Source organism: Sphingomonas sp. GW821-FHT10F11, from assembly GCF_058809095.1.
In genome coordinates, this window is sequence record NZ_JBXASH010000001.1 from 416,837 (window position 1) to 432,259 (window position 15,423).

At 64.3% G+C, this 15,423-nt stretch carries 12 protein-coding genes; 5 read left to right on the top strand and 7 right to left on the bottom strand.

The annotated features are described in order from the left end of the window. Positions 1 to 124 precede the first annotated feature (124 nt). Entirely contained in the window at positions 125 to 1,000 is an 876-nt protein-coding gene (locus AC1RT8_RS01955) for a hypothetical protein (RefSeq protein WP_493073919.1), read from the bottom strand. Positions 1,001 to 1,450: 450 nt separating this feature from the next. Continuing rightward, positions 1,451 to 3,898, bottom strand: a complete 2,448-nt coding sequence (locus AC1RT8_RS01960; RefSeq protein WP_493073920.1) for a TonB-dependent receptor — start codon at positions 3,896 to 3,898, stop codon at positions 1,451 to 1,453. A gap of 348 nt (positions 3,899 to 4,246) precedes the next feature. Between AC1RT8_RS01960 and metG the strand changes: the two genes are divergently transcribed. From metG to mazG, 5 genes are all read left to right on the top strand, one after another. Next, positions 4,247 to 5,782, top strand: a complete 1,536-nt coding sequence (metG, locus tag AC1RT8_RS01965) for a methionine--tRNA ligase (protein ID WP_493073921.1) — start codon at positions 4,247 to 4,249, stop codon at positions 5,780 to 5,782. After that, positions 5,782 to 6,558 carry a TatD family hydrolase gene (locus AC1RT8_RS01970; protein WP_493073922.1) on the top strand — a complete coding sequence of 259 codons (777 nt, stop codon included), beginning with the start codon at positions 5,782 to 5,784 and terminating at the stop codon, positions 6,556 to 6,558. Before metG ends, AC1RT8_RS01970 begins: the two co-directional genes overlap by 1 nt. A gap of 10 nt (positions 6,559 to 6,568) precedes the next feature. Beyond that, positions 6,569 to 7,333, top strand: coding sequence for an MBL fold metallo-hydrolase (locus tag AC1RT8_RS01975; RefSeq protein ID WP_493073923.1), 765 nt, complete (start codon positions 6,569 to 6,571; stop codon positions 7,331 to 7,333). Then, positions 7,330 to 7,536 (top strand): hypothetical protein, encoded by a 207-nt coding sequence (locus tag AC1RT8_RS01980; RefSeq protein WP_493073924.1) that lies wholly within the window; start codon positions 7,330 to 7,332, stop codon positions 7,534 to 7,536. The genes AC1RT8_RS01975 and AC1RT8_RS01980 overlap by 4 nt, the downstream gene beginning before the upstream one ends. A 108-nt stretch (positions 7,537 to 7,644) precedes the next feature. Next, positions 7,645 to 8,418 carry a nucleoside triphosphate pyrophosphohydrolase gene (gene mazG / locus AC1RT8_RS01985; RefSeq protein WP_493073925.1) on the top strand — a complete coding sequence of 258 codons (774 nt, stop codon included), beginning with the start codon at positions 7,645 to 7,647 and terminating at the stop codon, positions 8,416 to 8,418. A gap of 3 nt (positions 8,419 to 8,421) precedes the next feature. Here the strand turns inward: mazG and hflX are convergent, their stop codons facing one another. The 5 genes from hflX to ntrC all read right to left on the bottom strand — a co-directional run bounded on the left by hflX (position 8,422) and on the right by ntrC (position 15,422). Beyond that, positions 8,422 to 9,714 (bottom strand): GTPase HflX, encoded by a 1,293-nt coding sequence (gene hflX, locus AC1RT8_RS01990; RefSeq protein ID WP_493073926.1) that lies wholly within the window; start codon positions 9,712 to 9,714, stop codon positions 8,422 to 8,424. Further along, positions 9,711 to 10,202: an RNA chaperone Hfq gene (hfq, locus tag AC1RT8_RS01995; protein WP_493073927.1), complete on the bottom strand. Its 492-nt coding sequence runs from the start codon at positions 10,200 to 10,202 to the stop codon at positions 9,711 to 9,713. Before hfq ends, hflX begins: the two co-directional genes overlap by 4 nt. A 118-nt stretch (positions 10,203 to 10,320) precedes the next feature. Next, a complete protein-coding gene (ntrX, locus tag AC1RT8_RS02000) occupies positions 10,321 to 11,694 on the bottom strand; it encodes a nitrogen assimilation response regulator NtrX (protein ID WP_493073928.1) in 1,374 nt (457 codons plus the stop codon). 3 nt (positions 11,695 to 11,697) lie between these two features. After that, on the bottom strand, positions 11,698 to 13,911 hold the full coding sequence (locus AC1RT8_RS02005; RefSeq protein ID WP_493073929.1) for a sensor histidine kinase: 2,214 nt from the start codon (positions 13,909 to 13,911) through the stop codon (positions 11,698 to 11,700). A 56-nt stretch (positions 13,912 to 13,967) separates the two neighbouring features. Further along, positions 13,968 to 15,422 (bottom strand): nitrogen regulation protein NR(I), encoded by a 1,455-nt coding sequence (ntrC, locus tag AC1RT8_RS02010; protein ID WP_493073930.1) that lies wholly within the window; start codon positions 15,420 to 15,422, stop codon positions 13,968 to 13,970. Position 15,423 lies beyond the last annotated feature (1 nt).

Below are 15,423 nucleotides of genomic sequence, written 5' to 3' on the forward strand. Positions count from 1 at the left end.
CTGGTGGAACACGGACGTTCCGACGAGCGACTTCATCGTCCGACTTTGGGCTGAATCCTGGTGTGACCGAGCGATATCTGGATCCTCCGGTCGATCTGGCTTCAGACCATCGCGGTATTGGCGCTCATTTCTTGACCACGGGCGTGATTTCCAGCCCACCCGGTTCGACGATATTCACGCCCGAGAAGACGATCATCCCGCCACGGAATTCGATCAGATTGTAATCCTTGTAACGGCCCAAATCAAATCCCCGCCACTTCAAAGGCTTGCCGACGAACGGGAGCATGCCGTTGGTGGCGACCTTGGCCTCATCGTTCCGCGCGAAGGGCTGCGAACGATCGAGCAGCATCACGTTGATGGCGGTCTCAAGCTCGGCCGTCAGGAGTTCCTTAAGGCCAGCGCCGTTATTCTCAGTCAGGCTCGCAAGCGGCAGCGCCTTACCTTCGCAGCAAAAATATTTGATCGTCTTGCCAGAGTCGCCGCCGGTCGCGACCTTCGTCTTCAGCACGATATAGGGACGGACATCCTCGGTCTTTTTGACGAACGTAAGCACCACATACGGCGTCACCGTCATCGTGCTGCCGCCCGGCTGGGGCGTGAGCGTGAAGGCCGTCCGGAACTTGTCGTCCCCCATGATCGTGTTGGTCATCTCGATCGCCTTTGCCCGGACGTCGAAGCGTAGGTCGTCCTCGACATTGCGGACCTTGCCCGTGCCTGCCTCGGTGTTGATCGAACTTTGCACCAGCATGCCGACCACGCCGAACAGCATCCCGATCCCGCCGCCGCCCTGATGTCCCGAGATAACGACGTTGCTGTCGGGGATTCGGTGGACACCCATGGGCAGATCGCTCATCCCGTTCGCGCCCTTCTCCGAAAAGACGATGGTCGTCGGAGCCGGTGACGGTGTCGATGCTGCGCCGGCCGGTCCTTGCGGGGCAGTCGTTTGCGCCATCAATAGGGGCGCACTCGCGACCATTGCGAGAATGGCTGTACGCTTCATCTTTATATTCCCCCCAGAACCTTCGCTCAAGATGTCGCCCCCGGCTTTTGCTCAGCCGGAGCACCGATTGTTTGCCCGCAGCCTTAGTCAAAAACAACCTTGTAAACGATTGAGCGCTGATGCGGTTCGCGCTTCAATATATGAGGTGGACGATCTTTTGCCGAGCGTCGATCCGGATGACGGCCCTGCACGACGGTGACAATTTGCGCAAAGCGGCCGCAGGACGAATGTCCGCTATTGGGGCGATAGCGGCCCTTCGCAGTTATGGGTTCACCTAGTTACGAACGTTCCCCAACTGGACCCCGGCCTTCGCCGGGGAAGGAAAGAAGAGGCGAGAGCTTTCGCCTTTTTCTACACTCGAAACAGATCGACCCGGACCGACGCGATGGTCGGTCCGGGTCGGCTGTTTTCCGGCCATTCCGGGCACCGCTCGGGCGCCCGGACAGTCGATCAGAAGTTGACGCTCACCTCGCCGCCGAAGGTGCGCGGCGGGTTGAAGTTCGCATAGCTGCCGAGCACGGCGTCGTTGGCGCCCGAGCGGCGATAGATATGCTGCTCGTCGAACAGGTTGCGCGTCCAGATCGAGAAAGTCGCCTTGTTGGCTTCGCCAATCCGGACGTCAGCCAGCGCGAGACGGCCGTTCACGATGAAGCTGGAGTCCGTCTTCACATTTTCCGCCTGGAAGCTGTAGTCCGCATCGGCATAGTTGGCGTCGAGGTGAAGGCGGACCTTCATGTCGTCGCCGCCGACCGGCATTTCGTAATCCACATAGCCCGAAGCAGCGTTGGGCGGGGTATAGACGACGAACACCTGGGTCGGCACGCCGAACGTCGGCCCCGGGTTGGGGTTGGGCGTCAGCGGCACCCTGGTGTAGGTATAGGCATAGGACGCGCCAAACGTCAGGTGCTCGATCGGGCGAACGATAATGTCCGCCTCGACGCCCCGGATCTTCGAGATGCCCGGCGCATTCGCGGTATTCTCGGTGTGCAGGTTGAAGTTCGGGTTGAGCGTCGTGGTGCCGGGCAGGAACTGGTTGGTGTCGACATTGTCGAAGTCGATCTGAGTCCCCGACCGATCCATGATATAGCCTGCCAGGTTCACGCGAACCTTGTGATCGAGCAGGTCCATCTTGGCGCCGATCTCGTACGCCTTCACCGATTCCGGACCGAAAGGCGAGAAGTTCGACGAGCGGTCGTTCGCGCCGCCGGCGCGGAAACCGGTCGAATATTTGGCGTAGAGATTGACGTCCGGCGTCGCGTCGAACGCCAGGGTGACCATCGGATCGAACCGGCCGCGATCATAGTGCAGCTGATACGGAGTCGGCACGCCGGACACGATGTAGAGGGCGCCGTCGCGCTTGTCCTTGGTGTAGCGGCCGCCGACCGTCAGGTGCAGCACGTCGGCGAAGTCCGGCGTGTAGGTCGCCTGGCCATAGGCGGCGTAGCTGCGCGTGCGGGCGAAGCTGGCGCGCTGCAGGAAGCGCGAATTATAGTCCCAGCCCTGATTGCCCGAGTTGATCGCGCCGAACACCTGGGAAGGCAGGATCGTGTAGCTGGTGCCGGTCGCGTTCCACTGGTTCGACGACGGGGTCGCCGCCGATTCCCGGGCCTGTTCGTTGAAATAGTAGAGGCCCGCGACATAATCGAGCTGCGGGATGCTGCCGACTGCCTGGAATTCCTGGCTGAACTGGCTCTGATAGAGGTCCGAAAGGCTGTAGCGGCTGAACTTGCCGTTGGGCACGAACGGGACGCGCTCCGGGCCGCCCGAATTGTCCCACTGGTTGGTCGACACCTTGCGCCACGCCGTGATCGAGCGAAGCTCGATCGCCGGCGAGATCTTCCAGGACAGCTTGGCGCTTTCGCCGCTGGTCTCGTCGACGCTGTATTGCTGCGGCACGCCGACATCGGCCACCGACTGGCGATCCGGATGAACGCCGACCAGCGGCGGCAGCGGCGCGATGCACGCCGGGGTGCAGGTGCCGCCGGGAGGCGGCCCAAGCGTGGTGCCGGTGTACACGCCGACAGTGCGGCCGAGCGGATTATAGTTGATCAGCTGGCTGTAGAAGGGCGTGTTCTCGTCCTTGGCCTTGTCGAACGAGAAGTCGGCGGTGAAGCCGTCGAACGGCTGCCAGCGCGCTGCGATGCGGCCGCCGACGCGGTTATACGCGTTCCAGCCGATCTGGCCCGCGAGCGGATCCTTGACCATGGGATCCTGGTGCTGGATCACGCCGTCGAGCTTGACCGCGAAATTGTGAAAGGCGGGGAGGTCGAGATGGACCTGCCCGTCATATTCCCCGTAATTGCCGACACCGGCCGAGACGCGGCCGTCGAACTCGCCGGTCGGGGCCTTGGTGACGATGCTCAGCGCGCCGCCTTCGGTGTTGCGACCGAACAGCGTACCCTGCGGGCCGCGCAGCACTTCCACACGCTCCACATCGAACAGGGCGGCATTCAGGCCCTGCTGACGGCCGAGATAGACGCCGTCGATATAGACGCCGACGCCCTGGTCGCGCGCGGTCTGGTTCGCGTCGAACGGCACGATGCCGCGGATGCCGACAGTCAGCGCCGACTGACGTGCCTCGAAGGTGGCGATACGCAGCGACGGAATCGCGCCGTCGGCTAGGTCGATCAGGCTCTGCACATGGCGGTCGGCAATGACCGTCGGGCTGATCACCGAGATCGCGATCGGGGTCTTTTGGAGGTTGGTCTCGCGCTTGAGCGCGGTCACGACGATATCGGCGATCTGGCCGCTATCGGCGTCGGGCGCGTCGGCGGGCTTTGCCTCATCCGCGGCCGGAGCGGGTGCAGGCGCGGTCTCTGCGAAAGCCGGCACTGCCAGGGTTGCCAGCAGGGCGCCGCCCAGCAGCAGCTGGACCCGGAAGGCTTTGCGATCATGCATGTGTAGAATCCCCTTAAGCGGGACATCCCGTCCCGGTATCGAGGCCGCTACAGATGATGATGGTCAGAAATGTTACAATGACTGTAACACAACCAATACAGTCCTGTCATTTTCACATCATTTTAATTTAATATGGCCGGATATCTTCATGAACCTGTGGATAAGCCTGACGATATGCCGGGTGATTTCACGGTATTGTCTCGAATAACATTCGTATCCGATAGTGGATTTAATATCTGTTCGTCAGGTTGCCCGATATCAACATGACGACGACTTGATCCGATGCCTGCGGGCGCCAAGGGCCGTTGGGTGTTCTAATCGCCCGGCAACCGCGCTAGGAGGCCGGGCATGGGTCAGCCTTATTACATCACCACCGCGATCAGCTATCCGAACGGGCGGCCGCATATCGGCCATGCCTATGAGGCGATCGCGACCGACGCGATCGCGCGCTATCATCGCCAGGCGGGGCGCGACGTGCGATTCCAGACCGGCACTGACGAACATGGCCTGAAGATGGTCCAGACGGCGCGCGACCGGGGCGTCGAGACGCGCGCGCTGGCCGATGAAATGTCCGGTTATTTCAAGGAAATGGATGACCGACTGAATATCTCGTACGATCGGTTCATCCGCACGGTCGAGCCGGGACACCATGCGGCGAGCGCGGCGATCTGGCAGGCGATGGAAGCCTCCGGCGACCTGTACATGGACAAATATGAGGGCTGGTATTCAGTCCGCGACGAGGCGTTCTACGACGAGAAGGAACTGATTCCGGACGGGGAAGGGGGCAAAGTCTCTCCCCAGGGCACGCCGGTGGAATGGACGGTCGAGGAGACGTGGTTCTTCCGGCTGTCGAAATATCAGCAGCCCTTGCTCGACCTGTACGAATCCCAGCCCGACTTCATCCGGCCCGACGCGCGGCGCAACGAAGTGATGCGGTTCGTCGAGGGCGGGCTTTCCGACCTGTCGGTATCGCGGACCAGCTTCGACTGGGGCGTGAAGGTGCCGGGCAGCCCGGGGCATGTGATGTATGTGTGGGTCGACGCGCTGACCAATTACCTGACCGGGGCGGGCTATCCCGACAATGACGCCGACATGGCGCGTTACTGGCCGGCCGATCTTCATGTGATCGGCAAGGACATCGTGCGATTCCATGCGGTTTACTGGCCGGCGTTCCTGATGTCGGCGAAGCTCGCGTTGCCGAAACAGGTGTTCGGCCACGGCTTCCTGCTCAACCGCGGCGAGAAGGAATCGAAATCCCTCGGCAACGTCACCAATCCGATCGATCTGGTCGATCGCTTCGGCGTCGATGCGCTGCGCTATTTCTTCCTGCGCGAAGTGAGCTTCGGCCAGGACGGGAGCTATTCGGAAGAGGCGATCGTCACGCGGTGCAATGCCGATCTCGCCAATAATTTCGGCAATCTGGCGCAGCGTTGCCTGTCGATCATCGCCAAGAATTGCGGGGGTATCGTCCCCGAGGCTGGCCCGCGGACCGAGGCTGACGAGGCGCTGATGGAAAGCATCGTAGCGGCCGAGGCGGGCTTGCATGACGCAATGAAGGATCTGGCGATCCACAATGCGCTGGAAGCCGTCTGGGCCGCGGCGCGCGATACGAACCAGTATTTCGCCGATGCGGCACCATGGAGCGTGCGCAAGACCGATCCTGCGCGGGCGGATGCGATCCTGCACCTGACGACGGAAGCGATCCGGCGAATCGCGATCATGGCACGCTGGGCGATCCCGGACGGTGCCGACCAGCTGCTCGACTTGCTGGGTCAGGACGGCGCGGCTCGGGACTTCGATGCGCTGGGCGTGCCGATGGTGGCGGGCACCGTCTTGCCGGCGCCGAGCGGCGTGTTCCCCCGGCTGGAACTGACGGAGGCCTGATGTTCGCCGACAGCCATTGTCACCTGAACTACAAGGGGCTGGCCGAGCAGCAGCCCGAGATATTGGCGCGGGCGCGGGCGCGGGGCGTTTCGGCGATGCTCAATATCTCGACGCGCGAGAGCGAATGGGATGCGGTGATCGGCACCGCGGAGCGCGAGCCGGACGTATGGGCGACCGTCGGCATCCATCCGCATGAGGCGGACCAGCATCCCGATGTCGGCACGGCGAAGCTGATCGAGCGCGCGGCGCATCCGCGGGTGGTCGGGATCGGCGAGAGCGGGCTCGATTATTATTATGATCACAGCGACCGCGACCGGCAGCGGGCGAGCTTTCGCGCGCATATCGCCGCCGCGCGCGAAACCGGGCTGCCGATCGTGGTGCACACACGCGATGCCGAGGAGGATACGGCCGACATCCTGCGCGAGGAGATGGGGAAGGGCGCCTATCCGGGCGTGATCCATTGCTTCACGGCGAGCGGGGCCTTTGCCGACATCGCGCTGGACCTGGGGCTGTATATCTCGATTTCGGGAATCGTGACCTTCAAGAACGCCAAGGACCTGCAGGAGACCGCGGCGCGGCTGCCGATTGAGCGGCTGCTGATCGAGACCGACGCGCCTTTCCTTGCGCCGGTGCCGAATCGTGGGAAGACGGGTGAGCCCGCGTTCGTGGCGGATACGGCGGCCTTCCTGGCGACGTTGCGGGGCGAGGAATTGGCCGTGCTGGCCGAGAAAACGGCCGCGAACTTCCACACATTGTTCGCCAAGACGCAGGCGTGAGGAGGGGGGCGTGAAAGTCCGGATCCTCGGGTCCGGCACTTCGTCGGGCGTGCCGCGGATCGGCAATGACTGGGGCGATTGCGATCCGGCCGAGCCGCGCAACCGGCGCTTGCGCGCGTCGATCCTGGTCGAGACCGACACGACGCGCATCCTGGTCGATACCAGCCCGGACATGCGCGAGCAGTTGCTGGCGGCTGAGGTCTCGACGGTCGATGCGGTGATCTGGACTCACGACCATGCGGATCACTGCCACGGGGTCGACGATCTGCGGCAGGTCTATCATGCGATGGGCCATCCGGTGCGCGGGCTGGCGCGGTCGATGACACGGGACGCGCTGGTCGAACGCTTCGCTTATGCCTTTCTCGGGCGCGACGGCTATCCGCCGACCGTGGAGATGGAGACTTTGCCCGACGCGATCTCCATCGGCGACATCGCGATCCGCGCCGTCGACCAGCCGCATGGGAATATCCTGTCGGCCGGACTGCGTTTCGATACGGCGGCCAGATCGATCGGATATGCCACTGATTTCAACATACTGACTAACGATATGCGTGCGCTGTATCAGGATCTGGACGTGTGGATCGTCGATGCGTTGCGCTATCGGCCACATCCGACTCATCCCGATGTGCCGACGGTGCTGCAATGGATCGAAGAACTGAAACCGCGTCGCACCGTCTTCATCCATATGGACCAGTCGATGGATTACGCCACCTTGCGCGCCGCGCTTCCGGCCGGGGTTGAACCCGGTTATGACGGCATGGAGGTGACGCCGTGAACGACCAGTCCGCCGACGTGATATTCTATGCGCTGCTGCTGATTCTGCCGGTGTCGGCGCTGATGGCGCGGCGGCTGCCGATCAAGGACATATTCAAGATGGGGCTCGCCTGGGTCGCGATCTTCGGTGTCGCGTTCATCCTGGTAGTGCTGTGGCAGAAGGCGACGGGCACCGGCGCCGCCATCGGTAGCCTGTTTGGCTGAGAAACGCCGCGGGTCTTGTACTGGGGGGACTGTTTTGAGCATATCTGAATTTAACATAATGTATATTATCGAACTGACGGATATGGCCGGGGCGGGACTCCCCCGTTCGTGAGCGGCCCTTCCGATATCGCCCCTTCCAACATCGAGCGTCTCGTCGCGATCATGGAGCGGTTGCGCGATCCGAAACGCGGCTGCGACTGGGATGTCGCGCAGGATTTCTCGACGATCGCGCCGTACACGATCGAGGAAGCCTATGAGGTCGCCGACGCGATCGCCCGCGGCGATATGGCCGATCTCAAGGACGAGCTTGGCGACCTGCTGTTCCAGGTCGTGTTCCACAGCCGCATGGCCGAGGAAGCCGGGCTGTTCGCGTTGCCTGACGTCGTGGCGTCGATCAGCGACAAGATGGAGCGCCGGCACCCGCATGTCTTCGGCGACAGCGGTGGCGGCCATGAGCAGCATTGGGAACGGCTGAAAGCGGTCGAGCGCGCGGCCAGAGGCGATGCCGGCGCGCTGGACGGCGTGGCGGTCGGCCTGCCCGCCTTGCTTCGCGCGGAGAAGCTGCAGAAGCGCGCGGCGCGCACCGGGTTCGACTGGCCCGATCCGTCGGGCGCCCGCGCCAAGATCGACGAGGAGATCGCCGAGATCGAAGCCGCCTCTCCCGCCGAGCGCGAGGAAGAGATCGGCGACCTGTTGTTCGCGGTGGTGAACTGGTCGCGGCATCTCGGCGTCGACCCCGAGACCGCGTTGCGGCTCGCGAACGCCAAGTTCGAGCGGCGGTTCAAGGCGATGGAAGCCGAAGCAGGCGATGCGTTTGCCGGGCTGGATCTGGAGGCCAAGGAAGAGCTTTGGGTAAAAGCGAAAGCCTCCACCAAGGCCTGAGGTTCAATCGTTGCGCTGGTTGAACCGTTCGAAATCGCGTTCGGCCATGCGGACTTCGTAGACCGCGCTGTCGTCGTCGATTTCCTGCGAGATCACTTCGCCATGCTGGTGCAGCCAGGCAGCGCCAGCCCCGTCGGATGCCGCGAGCTCGATGCGGTAGCGGCGATGGGCCTGAGTCAGTAGCGCCGCGACCTTGTCGATCAGGGAGTCGACCCCTTCCCCGGTCATTGCCGAGAGCGCCACAATGTCGGGACGATGCGCCGCCTCCCCCACCCGTTCCGTGCGGTCGTCCTCGACGAGCAGGTCGAGCTTGTTCCAGGCCTCGATCCGTGGCGTGGTGATGGCGACGCCGATCTCGGTCAGCACGGCCTCGACATCGGCCTTTTGCGCGGCGCTGTCGGGATGCGCGATGTCGCGGACATGGATCAGCAGGTCGGCCGAGATCACCTCTTCGAGCGTCGCCTTGAAGGCGGCGACGAGTTGGGTAGGCAACTCGGAGACGAAACCCACCGTGTCGGAGAGGATCGCCTTGTCGATGCCGGGCAACGAGATCTGGCGCAGGGTCGGGTCGAGCGTGGCGAAGAGCAGGTCTTCCGCCATGACGTCAGCGCCGGTCAAGCGATTGAAAAGCGTTGATTTCCCGGCATTGGTATAGCCAACCAGCGCGATCACCGGCCAGGGCGCGCGCTGGCGGCGGTCGCGGTGCAGGCCGCGGGTGCGGGTGACCTGGTCGAGTTCCTTGCGCAGCCGCGCCATCCGGTCGCGGATCAGGCGGCGGTCGGCCTCGATCTGGGTTTCGCCCGGGCCGCCGAGAAAGCCGAAGCCGCCGCGCTGGCGCTCGAGATGGGTCCAGCTGCGCACGAGGCGGCCGGCCTGGTAATCGAGATGCGCCAGTTCGACCTGCAGCCGCCCTTCCGCGGTCGCAGCACGTTCGCCGAATATCTCGAGAATCAGGCCGGTGCGGTCGATGACCTTGGCTTCAAGGGCCTTTTCGAGATTGCGCTGCTGGATCGGCGTCAGCGGGGCATCGAACACGACGAGCCCAGCCTCCTCCATCCTGACCGTGGCGGCGAGTTGCTCGACCTGACCCGAACCTATCAGGGTCGCGGGCTTGGCCTGACGAACGCGGAAGGCGACCTTTTCGGCCACGACCACGCCGATCGCCTCGGCGAGGCCGGCCGTCTCTTCGAGACGCGCAGCGGCGTCGCGCGAGGACACGCCATGTTCGGGATAGACCACGACGGCCCGCGCACCCCGCGCGAACTCGTCGCGATCACGTTCGAAACCTGTGGTCAATCGTCGTCCGAACCTGCTGTTTCATCAGCCAAATTCAGCGGGTGCGCCGGCTGGATCGTCGACACCGCATGCTTGTAGACGAGCTGCGACATGCCATCGCGCTGGAGCAGCATGCAGAACAGGTCGAACGCCGCAATCTGACCCTGAAGCATGACGCCGTTGACCAGGAACATGGTGACATTGTCGTCCGACTTGCGCACCGCGTTCAGGAAGATCTCCTGGAGCAACGGCTGCTTCTTCTGCGCCTCGCCCACCGCATTGACGATCGCCGCCACATCGACCGTGGCCGAGGGCATGATCGTCGAGATGGCGTGCTTGTAGATCAGCTGCGACTGGCCGTCGCGGCGGAGCAGCACCGAGAAATTGTCGAACCAGGTCACGATACCCTGGAGCTTCACGCCTTTGACGAGGAACATGGTCACCGGCGTTTTCGAGCGCCGGAGGGCGTTGAGGAAGAGGTCTTGCAGCGAAGTCTGCTTGTCGGCCATCGGTCGATCCTTTGTTCTTGGCGGGTGGTTTTTCCCGCGATGCGCCGGGTTCCCGGCGTCGGATGCGCGCCTGTCTGGCGCGGTACATCCATTTAGGAGCGAAGGCCGGTTTCGTCCACTATTCGTCGCGCGTTTCCGTGATTCCCAACAGCTTCAATTTGCGATGGAGAGCGGAGCGCTCCATTCCGATGAAGCTCGCGGTACGCGAGATGTTGCCGGAGAAACGGCGGATCTGGATGCGGAGATATTCGCGCTCGAACGTCTCGCGCGCCTCGCGCAGCGGGGAACCCATGATCGCATTGGTACTGCCGCCCATCTCGCCGGGATCGCCGAGCACCTCGGCCGGCAGCAGATCGAGGTCGATCCGGCCGATCCGGTCGCCCGGCGCCATGATGACGGTGCGTTCGACCACGTTGCGGAGCTGGCGGACATTGCCCGGCCATTCATAGCTCTGCAGCGCGACCATCGCGTCAGGCGCGATCTCCGGCGTCGGCACGCGGCGTTCCGAGGCGTAATGCGCGATGAAATGGCCGACCAGTGCCGGAATGTCCTCGCGCCGCTCGGCGAGGCCCGGGATCAACACCGGCACGACGTTGAGGCGGTAATAAAGGTCCTCGCGGAAGCGCCCCTCGGCGATCTCGTGAGTCAGGTCGCGCGCGGTGGCGGAGACGACCCGGACATCGACCTTGACGACTCGCTGGCCGCCGACCCGCGTGAAGCTCTGGTCGGTCAATACGCGCAGGATACGCGCCTGGGTCGCGACCGGCATGTCGGCGATCTCGTCGAGGAACAAGGTGCCGCCATGCGCCTGTTCGAGCAGGCCGGAGCGGACGAGCTGCCCCCCCTCCTCCACCCCGAACAATTCCTCCTCGACTCGCTCAGGCGTCATCCGCGCGGCGCTGACGATGACGAAGGGCGAGTTGGCGCGCTGGCTCCAGCCATGGAGCAGGCGGGCCGCGACTTCCTTGCCGACTCCGGCCGCGCCCATCACTAGCACGCGGCTGCCGGTCGAGGCGACTCGCTTGAGGGTGGCGCGCACGCCGTTGATCGCGGCCGAGCTGCCGGTGAGATCGTTATTGGTGCCGACCGAGGCACGCAGCGACGCCACTTCGCGCCGCAACCGCTCGGTTTCGGTCGCGCGGGCGACCATCAGCAACAGGCGTTCGGCCTCGAACGGCTTTTCGATGAAATCGGCTGCACCGCGGCGGATCGCGGCGACGGCAGTGTCGAGATTGCCATGGCCTGAGATGACCAGCACCGGGATCGACGGATCGCGGCGCTTCAGTTCGTCGAGCAGCTCGAGCCCGTCGAGGCGAGACCCCTGCAGCCACACGTCGAGCAGCACCAGTGAGGGACGCCGGGCCGAGATCGCCTCGAGCGCGGCATCGCTGTCCGCCGCGCCGCGCGTTTCATAGCCTTCGTCTTCCAGCACACCCGCGACCAGTTCGCGGATGTCGTGCTCGTCGTCGACGATTAGGATGTCGAGTGCCATGATTCAGGTCCGATTTCGCGTGAGTTCAGGAGTGCGGCGGTCTTCCCCCTCGATGGTATCGCGCCCTCCGGTATCCATCGCCGCCAGCGATGCCGTGTCGAAGATCATCATGACCACCGTGCCGCCCCCTTCGCGGTCGGTGAAGCCGATCGTGCCGCAATGTTCCTCGACGATCTTCTTGACGATCGCGAGGCCGAGGCCGGTGCCGCGGGCGCGCGTCGTCACATAGGGTTCGACCAGCCGCTCGCGGGCGGCGGGCAGGCCGACACCGTCGTCGGCGACCGTGACGATCACCGCATTGTCCTTCTGGGCGAGCGTCATGGTGATGGCGCCTTCGGCCCCCTCCCCGCGCGCGTCGATCGCCTCCACGGCATTCTTGACGATGTTGGTGAAGGCCTGACCGATCTGGCGACGGTCGCACACCAGCATCGGCCCGGTATCCTCATGAACGAGGTCGAAGCGGATCGAGGGATGCGCGACTTCGTGCAGGAACAGGGTCTGGCGCGCGATATCGAGCAGCGATTCGTCGTGGAAGGTCGGCTTCGGCATGCGCGCGAAGGACGAGAATTCGTCGACCATCCGCCGGAGATCGCCGACCTGGCGAACGATCGTCTCGGTCAGGCGGGTGAAGGTCCCGTCGTCGTTCGGCAGTTGCTTGTTGTAGCGGCGCTGGAGGCGCTCGGCGGCGAGCTGGATCGGGGTCAGCGGGTTCTTGATCTCGTGCGCGATGCGGCGCGCGACATCGGCCCAGGCGGCACGGCGCTGGTCGAGCAACTGGCCGGTGATGTCGTCGAAGGTCAGGATCGGCCCCTCATCGGCGCGCGCGATCTTCACCGCCAGGGTGCGCGCCTCACCATCGACATCCACCTCGACGATCGATTCGCGCGATTCGCCGCGGATCAGCGCGTCGAGCTCGGGCGAGACATCGCCGAGCGGGCGGCCGACCAGATCTTCATCGCCGGTGTGAAGCAACATCGCGGCGGAACGGTTGATCAGCCGGATCCGGCCGTCGCCGGTAATCGAGATGACACCGGCGGTGACGCCCGACATCACGGCCTCGATCAGCGCGCGGCGACTTTCGAGCGCGCCGGTCTGTTCCTGTAGCCGGCCGGTCATCTGGTTGAACGCCGTGCCCAGCGTGCCGACTTCGTCATCGGTCCGTGGCGTCGGCACGCGTGCTGACAGGTCGCCCGTCGCAACCCGGTGCGCCGCGGCGACCAGTTCACCCACGGGGCGAACAAGGCGATCGGCAACCTCCAGCGCGATCCACACGGCAATGGCGACGATCAACAACGAAATGAGCAGCAGGGCCGCGTTGAATTTGAGCTGCAGCGAGCGCGATCGAGTCTGGAGCGTCCGATAATCGTTCAGGATAGTCTGGCCGCGCTTCAACTGGGCAGCGATACGGGGCTCGAACACGCGTGCGGCGTAAAGATAAGTGTTCTTGCCATAAGCGAGCTTCACGACGGCCGCAGCGCGATCGCTGTTCTGAACAATGACGCTCGGCGCGCCATGATCGATCGCAGCGATCATCTGGGGGGTGATGACCTTGTCGAGCGGCCGGTCGTAGGGATTGACCAGCGCCAGCGCCTGCATCTGCCCGTCGGGCATGACGCGAGTCATCACTGCCTCAGACAGGTTGCGACGGAACACCTGAAAGCCGAATCCCTTGGCGAACTCATCGCTGTCGATCGAATAGCCTTTGAGATAGCCGGCGAGATCGCCGCTCATCGTCAGCGTTTCCTCGCTGACGCGGTTCAGCTCCGCCTTGTAGTTTTCCTGTGCCAGCGACGTCGCATTCTCGAGCATGCCGCGCGCACGATCCGAGAACCAGAATTCCACGCCATACTGGAACAGTAGCGACGCGAAGATCACGACCAGCAGGGTCGGCACCGCCGCGATCACCGAGAAGAGTGCGACCAGCCGCACATGGAGCCGCCCCCGTCCCCCGATGGGCGAGCGGGCAGCACGCCGCATCGCGATCCGCCGACCGACCAGGACGAGCAGCGCGACGCCCGGCACGAGATTGGCGACGAGCAGCAACGCGACGAGCAGCGGCGTGAGCAGAGTCGGCGACGCCTGGCCGCTTGAGATGATGAAATAGCTCACTGTCGCGATGGCCGCCGCACCGGCCAGCACCAGCAATTCGACAAACGGCGTCACGCTGAAGCGCAAACCCAGCGGTTTCTTGATTTTCGCGGGAGCCGCGTCGGCCATCATCGTGTCTTCAATACAACGTTTTGTTGCAAGGAAAACACACAAATGTGAACAGGTCAGCCCGTATCGCTACCGCCCGACCGCCCCGCATCGGGATCGATGCCCAAGGTATCGAGTCGTTTGCGCAGGGTGTTGCGGTTGATTCCCAGCGCCCGCGCAGCCCTCAACTGGTTCTGGCCGTGGCGCGCAAGCAGCGCCTCGATCAAAGGGCGTTCGACCTCGCCGATGATGCGATCGTAAAGGCTGCCATCGTCGAGCGCTGCTGGCTCCTCGCGGGCCAGCCGTTCGAGCCGGGCGTGCACGGCCGCCTCGATGCCGGGATCGCCGGGCATGGCCGGAAGCGATGACGACGATGCGCCGATCATCGCCCGCACCTCGTCCGCACCGATCCTTTCGTCGCGGCTGAGCACCGCGATGCGGCGCATGATATTCTCCAGCTCACGGACATTGCCCGGCCAGTCATAGCTTTCGAGCGAGGTGATGGCGGCGGCGTCGAGCTGCTTGCGCGGCAGGCCGCCCTCCGCCGCGCGATCGAGGAAGTGGCGTGCCAGGAGCGCGATATCCTGACGTCGCGCGCGGAGGGCCGGCAGGCTGACCGGCACCACGTTGAGGCGATAGAACAGATCCTCGCGGAACTGGCCGGTCGCGACGAGTTGGGCGAGATCGCGATTGGTCGCGGCAACGATGCGCACATCTGCGCGGATCGTGCGCGCCCCGCCGACGGTGGTGAATTCGCCCGACTGGAGCACGCGGAGCAACCTAGTCTGCGCCTCCATCGGCATGTCGCCGATCTCGTCGAGGAACAACGTCCCCCCTTCCGCCTGCTCGAACCGGCCGGCAGAGCGCGCCTGGGCACCGGTAAAGGCGCCGCGTTCATGGCCGAACAGCTCGGCCTCGATCAGCTCGCGCGGGATCGCCGCCATATTGAGCGCGACGAAGGGCGAGCGTTTGCGCGGGCCGAGATCATGGATCGCGCGGGCGACAAGCTCCTTGCCGGTGCCCGATTCGCCCGAGATCAGCACCGTCAGGTCGTTCGAAACCACGCGTGCGATGATCCGGTAGACGTCCTGCATCGCGGGCGAGCGGCCGATCAAGGGGAGCGCCGAATCGACCTCGTCCGGACGTTCTTCCGGTGCGCCGGGCCCGCGGGCGAGCGCCCCTTGCACCGCCCGGGCGAGCACATCGAGATCGAACGGCTTGGGCAGATAGTCATACGCCCCGACCTCGGTCGCGCGCACCGCGGTGGTCAGGGTATTGCGGGCGGAAAAGACGATGACCGGCAGGCCGGGATATTCCGCGGTCAGCCGCTCGACCCGGTCGAGGCCGTTGCCGTCGGGCAGCACGACATCGGTGATCAGCACATCGGGCAAGCCGGCCGCAAGCTGCACGTCGAGCTCGGCAAGGCTCGCGGCGGTGGTGACGCGGTGGCCGTCGCGGCGCAGCGCCTGGGCGACGACGGTGCGGATCGCCGAATCGTCGTCGACGACCAGGATGGTGCCCTGGTTCTTCATT